This is a genomic window from Gordonia sp. NPDC058843, assembly GCF_042743165.1.
Taxonomy (GTDB): domain Bacteria; phylum Actinomycetota; class Actinomycetes; order Mycobacteriales; family Mycobacteriaceae; genus Gordonia.
In genome coordinates, this window is the sequence record NZ_JBHYNC010000050.1 from 25,966 (window position 1) to 35,599 (window position 9,634).

The window sequence follows — 9,634 nt, forward strand, 5'->3', positions numbered from 1 at the left end:
TGGTACGTTATGCTAGCGCCCATGACCACGACGAATCTCGCCGATCGTGCCGTCGACCTGGGTGAATGGGCGAAGTCGACACCGAATGCCGCGGCCGAGTTCGCGGCCGCGGTACGGGTGTGGCTCGACGAGAATCTGACCGGCGACTTCGCCGATCTGAAGGGTCGTGGGGGTCCCGGTAGCGAGCACGAGTTCTTTGCCGAACGACTCGAATGGGATCGTCATCTCGCCCGCGCCGGATGGACCTGCATCGGCTGGCCCGTCGAGTACGGCGGCCGCGGGGCGACTCTCGAGCAGCGCATCATCTTCCACCGCGAATACGCCCGCGCGAATGCGCCGGCACGCGTCAACCACCTGGGCGAGGAACTGCTGGGGCCCACGCTCATCGCCTACGGCACCGACGAGCAGAAGCGGCGTCTCCTGCCCGGCATCGTCGACGTCACCGAGCTGTGGTCGCAGGGCTACTCCGAACCGGGTGCCGGCTCGGATCTCGCCGGGGTGTCCACGACCGCACAGCTCGACGAGTCGAGCGAGCCGGGCAAGTGGATCATCAACGGACAGAAGATATGGACCTCGCTGGCGCACGTCGCGCAGTGGGTGTTCGTGATCGCGCGTACGGAGAAGGGATCGTCGCGGCATGCCGGACTGAGCTTCCTGCTGGTGCCGCTCGATCAGCCGGGCATCACCGTGCGCCCGATCCAACAGCTCACCGGCACTTCGGAATTCAACGAGGTTTTCTTCGACGACGCGGAGACCGACGCCGACCTGATCGTCGGCGATCCGGGCGATGGTTGGAAAGTCGCGATGGGGTTGCTGCAGTTCGAGCGTGGTGTGTCCACGCTCGGGCAGCAGGTCGGATTCGCCCGCGAGCTGGACAATCTCGCCGACCTCGCGCGAGCCAACGGGGCGGTGGACGAACCGGAGATCGCGTCGCGACTCGCTCGCGCCGACATCGGCCTGAAGGTGATGCGGGCACATGCTCAGCGGACGCTCGATGGTGATGTCACCTCCCAGGCCGGCGCGGCGTCGGTGTCGAAGCTGCTGTGGGCCAACTGGCATCGCGATCTCGGTGAGCTGGCGATGGACATCGTCGGGGCGCCGGCGCTGATCGGTCCGGCCGCGACCGCGGAAGGCAAGGCCAACGACATCACCGACCCCGAGAACGTCGAACTCGACGAATGGCAACGGCTCTACCTGTTCACCCGCGCCGACACGATCTACGGCGGCTCGAACGAGGTGCAGCGCAACATCATCGCCGAGCGGGTGCTCGGCCTACCCCGAGAGGCACGCTGACGTGACGCAGGCAGACACACGTATCTCCCCGCTGGCGACCCCGCCCGCCGAGATCGCCGGGCACGACCTGTTGCTGGGCAAGAAGGTCGTGGTGACCGCCGCCGCCGGAACGGGTATCGGCTTCGCGTCGGCCCGGCGCGCGCTGCTCGAAGGTGCGGATGTGCTCATCAGCGACTGGCACGAGCGACGCCTCGGTGAGGCAGCCGAGAAGCTGACCGCCGAGTTCCCCGAACGCACGGTCTCCCAGCGCACGTGCAATGTCCAGGTCACCGCGGAGGTCGACGCGCTGATCGCCGATGCCGCAACCGAACTCGGCCGCATCGACGTGCTGGTCAACAATGCCGGACTCGGTGGCGAGACACCTGTCGCGGAGATGACCGACGAGGAATGGGATCGCGTCCTCGACATCACGCTCACCGGCACCTTCCGGGCCACCAGGGCAGCCCTGCGGTACTTCGGCTCGGTCGAGCACAACGGTGTGATCGTCAACAACGCATCCGTCCTCGGCTGGCGAGCCCAGCGCGGGCAGGCGCACTATGCCGCGGCCAAGGCCGGGGTGATGGCGCTGACCCGGTGTTCGGCACTCGAGGCCGCCGACGTCGGGGTGCGGATCAACGCGATCGCGCCGTCGATCGCCAAACATCCCTTCCTGGCGAAGGTCACCAGCGACGACCTCCTCGACGAACTCGCCTCCCGCGAAGCCTACGGACGCGCCGCCGAGGTGTGGGAGGTCGCCGCGACCGTCGCGATGCTGGCCAGCGATTACACCACCTACCTCACCGGCGAGGTCGTCTCGATCTCCAGCCAACGCGCCTGACCGCCGACCACTTCCACCGATTCAAGGAGCACCGACCATGACCACACCCCAGGCCTACATCGTCGACGCCGTCCGCACCCCGGTCGGCAAGCGCAACGGCTCCCTGGCCAAGACCCACCCCGCCGACCTCGGCGCCCACATCATCTCCGCCCTCGTCGAGCGCACCGGCATCGACCCGGCCGCCGTCGACGACGTGGTGTTCGGTTGCCTCGACACCATCGGCGGGCAGGCCGGCAACGTCGCCCGGACCGCTTGGCTCGCAGCCGGTCTCCCGCTCGAGGTGCCCGGCACCACCGTCGATCGCCAGTGCGGCTCCAGCCAGCAGGCGATCCACTTCGCCGCGCAGGGTGTCATGAGCGGCACGCAGGACATCGTCGTCGCCGGCGGCCTCCAGAACATGAGCGCCATCCCGATCTCGCAGGCGATGATCTCCGGCAAGGAGTTCGGATTCACCACGCCGACAGCGGAATCCGCCGGATGGCAGGAACGCTTCGGCGACTCGCAGATCTCACAGTTCCTCGGCGCGGACATGATGGCCAAGAAGTGGGACATCAGCCGCGAGGACATGGAGCGCTGGGCGTTGCAGTCACACGAGCGTGCCCGGGCGGCCATCGCCGGCGGCAAGTTCGACAACGAGAACATCGCGCTCGGCGACTGCGTCGTCGACGAATGCCCGCGCGAGACGTCGATGGAGAAGATGGCCGGCCTGCAGGTCCTCGCCGAGGGTTCACGCCTCACCGCCGCCGTGGCCTCCCAGATCGCCGACGGCTCCTCGGCGACCCTCGTCGTCTCCGAGCGTGCGCTGAAGGAACACAACCTCACCCCGCGCGCCCGCATCCACCACATGTCGGTGCGCGGCGACGACCCCGTCATGATGCTGTCCGCACCCATCCCGGCCACCAAGTACGCGCTCGGCAAGACCGGCCTGTCCATCGACGACATCGATGTCGTCGAGATCAACGAGGCGTTTGCGCCCGTCGTGCTCGCGTGGCTCAAGGAGACCGGCGCCGATCCCGCGAAGGTCAATCCCAACGGCGGCGCCATCGCACTCGGACACCCCCTCGGCGCCACCGGCGCCAAGCTGTTCGCCACCCTCCTCAACGAACTCGAGCGCACCGGTGGCCGCTACGGCCTCCAGACGATGTGCGAAGGCGGCGGGACCGCCAACGTCACGATCATCGAGCGGCTCGGCTGAGAGTTCACCCCTCGACGTTTCGTCGCCGGGGTCGTACCATTCTGACAACACGCGTGCCCACAAGTTGGTGTGACGTGGCGCATACTATTGTGTGGGACAGGCGGACGCTTTCGTTCCAACACACCGCATGTCAGGTGACGCACGACCTAGCTAAGGGGATCTCGATGACCAAGCCTGCTGAGCACACCAGCACCGGCGCGACGAACGCGACGCGTGGCGTCTCGTCCGAAGCGCACACGTTGACCGAACTGGTCGAGATCCAACGCGCGGCGTTCCTGCGCGATGGAATCCCCGACGCCGACACCCGCATCGACCGCATCACCCGACTGGCGGCGCTGTTGCTCGACAACGCCGACGAGATCGCCGCCGCGCTGGCCGAGGATTTCGGTTCCCGCCCGCGTGAGCTGTCGCTGGCCGCCGATGTCGCGGGCTGCATGATCGACCTCGCTCATCAGCGCCGCGGCGTCAAGGACTGGATGGCCGAGTCCAAGGTCGCCAAGATCCAGGGCCTACTCGGATACAAGCAGAGCATCCGCCATGACCCGCTGGGTGTCGTCGGCATCATGGGGCCGTGGAACTTCCCGCTGCAGCTGACGATCGTGCCGGCGGGTTCGGCCTTCGCCGCCGGTAACCGGGTCCTCCTGCGGCCGTCGTCGGTGACCGCGAAGACCACGGATGTGATCGCCAAGCACGCACCGAATTACTTCTCGATCGAGGAACTGGCGGTCGCCACCTCGAAGCACGGTTCGGGTTCGGACTTCGCCAAGCTCAAGGTCGACCACATGTTCTTCACCGGCTCGCCCGGGGTGGGTGCCTCGGTGGCGCAGGAGGCCGCGAAGAATCTCATCCCGGTCACCCTCGAACTCGGCGGGAAGAACCCGGCCGTCGTCGACGTCGACGCCGACATCGACAAGGCCGCGACGATGCTCGCCGATGCCCGCATGGTCAACGGTGGCCAGGTGTGCCTGTGCCCGGACTACGTCTTCGTCCCCGAGAGCAAGCTCGGAGAGTTCACCGACAAGGTCGTCGCGCGGTGGACCGAGAACTTCCCGACGATCATCGACAACGATCAGTTCACCTCGACGATCAATCAGAAGAACTACGACCGCATCCTCGGGCTCATCGACGACGCCGAGCAGCTCGGCGCCACCAAGCGTCAGGTGATCCCCGGCGGCGAGCCGCTGCCGGACGCCGAACGCCGCAAGATCCCGCCGACGCTGCTCACCGGCGTCAAGGCGGGCATGAAGATCGAGGAGGACGAGGTCTTCGGTCCGGTGCTGACCGTGTACCCCTACCGCGACCTGTCCGAGGTCATCAGTCAGATCGGCTCGCACCCGCATCCGCTGACCATGTACTGGTGCGGCGACCAGAACGAGCGGTTCCAGAAGCTCGCCGACAACACTCGTAGCGGCTCGATCAACGGCAACGACTTCGCCATCCACCTCTTCAGTGGCGAACTGCCGTTCGCGGGTGTCGGAAACAGCGGGATGGGCGGATACCACGGCCACACCGGCTTCGAGACGTTCAGTCACGCCCGGGCCGTCGCGTTCTCGACGCTGCCGGTGAGCGTCGCCGAGATGATGTCGCCTCCGTTCCTGCCCAAGGACACCAAGCTGACCAACAACCAGCTCAAGCTGTGGAAGTTCTTCAACAACCGCGCGATGAAGAAGGTTCGCAAGCGCCTGGGCGCGTAATCTGCGGGGTCTTGGCCGGGATCGTCTTCCGACGGTCCCGGCCAAGCGCTTGCTAGGATGAGCGCAGACTCTCTCAGGAGGATGCGCTTGTCACCACGAGGTCAGACCAGGATCGACGCGAACGGCAGGGCCGCGGGGACCCCGGTCGACTCGGGCACCAAGGCCACCGGCGGTGCCCGCAGCGAGTCGCCGGCCCGCTCATCCCGCCGGGACGAGTTGCTGGCGACGGCCGGGCGGATGTTCGCCGAACAGGGCCTGCGGTCGACGACGGTGCGTGACATCGCCGACGCCGCCGGCATCCTCTCCGGAAGCCTGTATCACCACTTCGACTCCAAGGAGTCGATGGTCGACGAGATCCTGCGGAGTTTTCTCGACGACCTGTTCGCCCGGTACCGGCAGATCGCCGCGTCGAGTAAGTCGGCAACCGAGACCCTGCGAGGACTCGTCATCGCGTCGTTCGAGTCCATCGACGCCGAACGCAACGCGGTCGCGATCTACCAGGACGAGGCCAAGCGCCTGTCGGGTCAGGAGCGCTTCACCTACATCTCCGAACTGAACGTGGAGTTCCGGCAACTGTGGCAGTCGGTGCTACAGCGTGGCGTCGAGGACGGGGAGTTCCGCGCCGACCTCGACGTCGAACTCGTCTACCGGTTCATGCGCGACACGGTGTGGGTCGCCGTGCGCTGGTACCGGCCCGGCGGCTCGATGTCGGTCGATTCGATCGCCGATCAGTATCTGTCGGTGGTTCTCGACGGCATCCTCCCGCGCTGACAACCGAACTCGAAGTTAGGGTAGCTTTCCTTCCCCAGCGTCCGGCCGTTATTGTGCGCATATGACAATTGGCGGAACCGATGTGGCCGCGCCGGCAGCAGTCTCCGACACCGGCACCGAGCCCGACGATCCGAAGGCCGCGCGAGCTCAGGCCAGAGCGGAGTCCAAGGCGAAGGCGGCCGCTCTCGCCGACATCCTGGCCCCGGTGAAGACGCGGACCCTGCTCGCCCAACTCGTCCAGGTGATCGCCTCGGCGGCGACGGTGGTCCCGTTCATCGGCATCGTCGAACTCGGGCGCATCCTTCTCGAACCCGGGCCGGTCGATTCAGGCCGGGTGTGGCTGGTCGTGTGGCTGGTCGTCGCCGGACTCGGGGCACGCGCCGCGTTCAGCTTCCTCGCTCTCGCGATCACCCATTTCGCCGACCTGGATCTCCAGGCGCAACTTCGAATCCGCATCGCGGACAAGCTCGGTCGCCTGCCACTGGGTTGGTTCAGCCGCACCAGCTCCGGTGCGGTCCGCAAGTCCGTGCAGAACGACGTCGCGGACCTGCACTACCTGGTCGCCCACGCGACGGTCGAGGCGACGGCCGCGATGCTCTCGCCGATCTTCGCCCTGATCTACTGCTTCTACCTGGACTGGCGTCTCGGGCTCCTCGCCGTCGCCACGGTGCCGCTCTACGCGCTGACCTACTCCTACATGGCTCGTGACCTCACGACCGAGATGGAGAAGATGGACAAGGGTGTGGCGCGGATCAGCGCCACCATCGTCGAATTCATCTCGGGTGTGGCCGTCGTGAAGACCTTCGGGCAGACGGGTAAGGCACACCGGCGGTTCGTCGACGCCGCCGACGAGTTCAACGACGACTTCGCCGGCTACATGGGACCCATGCTGCGCGTCCAGGCGGTGACCACGGTCTTGATCAGTGCGCCGCTGATCCTGCTCGTCAATCTCGGTGTCGGGTACTGGCTCGTCGACAACGGTTGGGTCCAGCCCATCGAACTCGTCGGGTCGACGCTGATCGCGATGGTGCTGCCGACGGCACTGCTGACCGTCTCCACCGCGGTCCACACCCGTCAGCAGGCCTCGGCCGCCGCGCTGCGCATCGCCGCGCTGCTCGCCGAGCCCGAGCTGGTCGTCCCGGCGAGCCCGCAGGTGCCCGCCGGGCACGACGTGCGGATCGAGAACGTGCACTTCACCTACCCACCGCGTCTCGGGGTGCCGTCGGGTGTGAAGGCGCTCGACGATGTCAGCGTCGAGCTGGCCGAAGGTACCGTGACTGCGCTCGTCGGCCCGTCGGGAAGCGGCAAGTCGACGCTCGCGACGCTGTTGCCCCGCTTCGGCGATCCCGATTCCGGAGCGGTGCGTATCGGCGGGGTCGACGTCCGCGACATCGCGCCCACCGAGCTCTACCGCCACGTCGGATTCGTGCTGCAGGACGTGCAGCTGCTGACGATGTCGGTGCGCGACAACATCCGCCTCGGTCGGCCGGATGCCGACGACGAGCAGGTGTACGGCGCTGCCCGCGCCGCTCAGATCCACGAGCGCATCCTGGAACTGCCCGACGGTTACGACACCGTGGTGGGCGACGGTGCACACTTCTCCGGCGGTGAGGCGCAACGTGTCTCGATCGCGCGGGCCCTGCTCGCGGACACGCCGATCCTCGTGCTCGACGAGGCCACCGCGTTCGCCGACCCGGAGTCGGAGGCGCAGATCCAGCAGGCCATCGGCGCGCTGATGGTCGGGCGCACGGTTCTCGTCATCGCCCACCGTCTCGGCTCGATCACGCACGCGGACAACATCGTCGTGCTGGATCGGGGCCGGGTCGTCGAGCAGGGACGCCAGGACGAACTGGTCGCCCGCGGCGGTCTGTACGCGACGATGTGGGCGGCCTACGAGGCCGGGACCACCAGGCAGGACGAAGAGATCGCGCTCGGCGTGGTCGCGAGCAACGAGGTGGCACGATGATCCGCGGCTTCTACACGATCCTGGGTTCCGAACGTGCCCGCATGGTCGTCTTCCTGACCTGGGTGGTCGTCTACGGCGTCGCGCAGGGACTGGCCATGCTCACCTTGGTCCCGATTGTCGAACACCTGCTGACCGGTGATCTCGCCGCAGCAGCGAAATGGTTGTGGCCGCTGGCGATCCTCGTGATCATCTGTGGTGTGAGCGCCTACGTCCAGTCGCTCAAGGGCATGACGATGGCGCTCTACGCGATGCGCATGTTGCATCACCGCCTCGGTGATCACATGGTCACGCTGCCTCTCGGTTGGTTCACCCGCGACCGGGTGGGCGACGTCTCCCAGATCGCGGTCAAGGGAACGATGTTCGTGGGCAGTACCGGTGCGCACTACATCACCCCGGTCGTCGTCAACACGGTCAGCTCGGTCGTGGTCGTCATCGGCATCTGCTTCTTCGACTGGCGCATCGGTCTTCTCATGGTGGTCGGGACGCTGCTCCTGATGTACGTCGGCAAGCTGTCGAGTTCGTTCCTCGCGAAGTCCGAGGGACGCAAGCGCGCCGAAGCCGTCAAGGTCAACAACCGGGTTCTCGAGTTCGCCCGGTGCCAGGCGGTGCTCAGGGCGTTCGGCGATTCCGATTCGGCGCACGCGCCGCTGGCGGAGGCACTCGGACAGCAAGCACGCGTGGGAAAGTCGATGCTCTGGCGCTCGATCCTCGGCATCCTGCTGAACGGGTTGTCGGTGCAGGTCGTGTTCAGTGCGGTGCTGGCGCTCGGTGCGTGGCTGGCGGTCGCCGGCCACATCGAACCCGCTCTGTTGATCGCGGTCTTCGGTCTCGCGGCGCGATTCTTCGGACCCATCGGCGAACTCGCCGAACTGGGTTCGACCCTTCGTATGTCCACCGACGAGATCAACCGCATCACCGGCGTTCTCGACACCGACCAGATGCCCGCACCCGATCAACCGGCATCGATCACCGAGCCGGGTGCCGTCGAACTCGAGGGTGTCGCTTTCGGATACGAGACCGGGTCGCAGGTCCTGCGCGACGTCTCGTTGCGGGCGCGTCCGGGCACGATGACGGCGCTCGTCGGGCCGTCGGGCTCGGGCAAGTCGACGATCTTCCGCCTCATCGCGCGGTTCTACGACGTCGACGGCGGCGTCGTGAAGGTGGGTGGCGTCGACGTGCGTGAGCAGGAGCCCGGCGCGCTGATGGGCCAACTGTCGCAGGTGTTCCAGGACGTGTACCTCTTCGACGACACGTTATGGGAGAACATCAAACTCGGGCGCCCCGACGCGACCGACGACGAGATCCGCGCCGCCGCCGAGACCGCAGGTGTCACCTCGATCGTCGACCGGCTGCCCGACGGTTGGCACACCGTCGTCGGCGAAGGCGGTTCGGCACTGTCGGGCGGTGAGCGGCAACGGGTCTCGATCGCCCGCGCCCTGCTGAAGGACGCGCAGATCGTGCTCTTCGACGAGGCGACCAGCGCGCTCGACCCCGAGAACGAGTCGCACGTCGCCGAATCCATCCGCCGCCTCGCCGACCAGAGCACGGTGCTGGTCATCGCGCACAAGCTGTCCACAGTGATCGCCGCCGACCAGATCGTCGTGCTCGACGACGAGGGTGGTGTCGACGACATCGGGACCCACGACGAACTCCTCACCCGCGGTGGGCGTTACACCGAGTTCTGGAACCAGCGGACAGCTGCCGCGGGGTGGACTCTGACGCCGTCGGCGTAGGCGGCTGCGCTCCCTGAGGCGGCCTGACCCCGCTCCCCGAGATGCGAGCCTCCCGATGCTCCCTAGCCCGAAGAACCGCATAACCCCTGCTCCCTGAGGTGCGAGGAGCGCAAGCGACGAGCCTCGAAGGGCCTGGTGAGACACGTTGCGAGACCCTTCGTGGGG

General features: G+C 67.0%; 7 protein-coding genes. All 7 read left to right on the plus strand.

Features of this window, described 5'->3' with window-relative positions; genetic code table 11:
• Nucleotides 1-21 precede the first annotated feature (21 nt).
• The 7 genes from ACFW3F_RS22465 (at nucleotide 22) to ACFW3F_RS22495 (ending at nucleotide 9,469) form a co-directional block, all read left to right on the plus strand.
• Nucleotides 22-1,293 carry an acyl-CoA dehydrogenase family protein gene (locus tag ACFW3F_RS22465; protein ID WP_388061372.1) on the plus strand — a complete coding sequence of 424 codons (1,272 nt, stop codon included), beginning with the start codon at nucleotides 22-24 and terminating at the stop codon, nucleotides 1,291-1,293.
• A gap of 1 nt (nucleotide 1,294) precedes the next feature.
• A complete protein-coding gene (locus ACFW3F_RS22470; protein ID WP_388061374.1) occupies nucleotides 1,295-2,110 on the plus strand; it encodes an SDR family oxidoreductase in 816 nt (271 codons plus the stop codon).
• A gap of 37 nt (nucleotides 2,111-2,147) precedes the next feature.
• Nucleotides 2,148-3,305 (plus strand): acetyl-CoA C-acetyltransferase, encoded by a 1,158-nt coding sequence (locus ACFW3F_RS22475; protein ID WP_388061376.1) that lies wholly within the window; start codon nucleotides 2,148-2,150, stop codon nucleotides 3,303-3,305.
• A 164-nt stretch (nucleotides 3,306-3,469) separates the two neighbouring features.
• The gene (locus ACFW3F_RS22480) at nucleotides 3,470-4,999 is read left to right on the plus strand and encodes an aldehyde dehydrogenase family protein (RefSeq protein WP_388061378.1); all 1,530 of its coding nucleotides are present in this window, start codon (nucleotides 3,470-3,472) and stop codon (nucleotides 4,997-4,999) included.
• Between the two features lie 87 nt (nucleotides 5,000-5,086).
• Complete coding sequence (locus ACFW3F_RS22485) at nucleotides 5,087-5,770, plus strand: TetR/AcrR family transcriptional regulator (RefSeq protein WP_388061380.1); 684 nt, start codon at nucleotides 5,087-5,089, stop codon at nucleotides 5,768-5,770.
• Between the two features lie 61 nt (nucleotides 5,771-5,831).
• Nucleotides 5,832-7,736 carry an ABC transporter ATP-binding protein gene (locus ACFW3F_RS22490; RefSeq protein ID WP_388061382.1) on the plus strand — a complete coding sequence of 635 codons (1,905 nt, stop codon included), beginning with the start codon at nucleotides 5,832-5,834 and terminating at the stop codon, nucleotides 7,734-7,736.
• Complete coding sequence (locus tag ACFW3F_RS22495; protein WP_388061384.1) at nucleotides 7,733-9,469, plus strand: ABC transporter ATP-binding protein; 1,737 nt, start codon at nucleotides 7,733-7,735, stop codon at nucleotides 9,467-9,469. The genes ACFW3F_RS22490 and ACFW3F_RS22495 overlap by 4 nt, the downstream gene beginning before the upstream one ends.
• Nucleotides 9,470-9,634 lie beyond the last annotated feature (165 nt).

Excerpts from the sequence above, each read along its gene's own strand:
- ACFW3F_RS22465 (WP_388061372.1), top strand. The coding sequence starts at position 22 with ATGACCACGACGAATCTCGCCGATCGTGCCGTCGACCTGGGTGAATGG.
- ACFW3F_RS22475 (WP_388061376.1), top strand. The coding sequence starts at position 2,148 with ATGACCACACCCCAGGCCTACATCGTCGACGCCGTCCGCACCCCGGTC.
- ACFW3F_RS22480 (WP_388061378.1), top strand. The coding sequence starts at position 3,470 with ATGACCAAGCCTGCTGAGCACACCAGCACCGGCGCGACGAACGCGACG.
- ACFW3F_RS22490 (WP_388061382.1), top strand. The coding sequence starts at position 5,832 with ATGACAATTGGCGGAACCGATGTGGCCGCGCCGGCAGCAGTCTCCGAC.
- ACFW3F_RS22495 (WP_388061384.1), top strand. The coding sequence starts at position 7,733 with ATGATCCGCGGCTTCTACACGATCCTGGGTTCCGAACGTGCCCGCATG.